At 76.0% G+C, this 388-nt stretch carries 1 pseudogene; it reads right to left on the bottom strand.

The features are described from left to right. Positions 1–373, bottom strand: a pseudogene (locus D7W81_RS41765) (mannosyltransferase); the annotation flags it as partial. Positions 374–388: the final 15 nt, after the last annotated feature.

Here is a 388-nt window from a genome sequence, read left to right as displayed (position 1 = left end):
GGCCCGCCCTGCGCTCGGCGAAGCGGTGGACGGCCCACAGGCTCCAGGCGTGGAGGGCGAACTGGGGCAGCGCCACCACGCCCCGGTAGACGCGCGGGTCGGTGATGCCGAAGCCGTGCGCCAGCTTGAGGAACGCCGCCAGCACGCCCGGGACGGCCCAGTTGCGCAGGCCCTCGCGCCACTCCCAGGCCAGCACGCCGTAGCCGTGCACGCGCCAGTACGCGGGCTCCAGGGCCTGGAACACCTCGTCCGGGTGGATGCGCCCCAGTTCGCGCACCGCGAGGACGCACGGCACCAGCGCCAGCGCGAGGAGCCCCAGCGCGCGGAGTCCTTCGGGCAGCCCCGGCCGGACGGCGGGCACCGGGACTTCCAATGGGGAGGCCTGGGG

Origin of the sequence: Corallococcus aberystwythensis (genome assembly GCF_003612165.1) — a bacterium.
GTDB classification, from domain to species: Bacteria; Myxococcota; Myxococcia; order Myxococcales; family Myxococcaceae; genus Corallococcus; species Corallococcus aberystwythensis.
The sequence above is the reverse complement of the archived record's forward strand: the minus strand, read 5'-3'. Positions and strand labels throughout refer to the sequence as shown.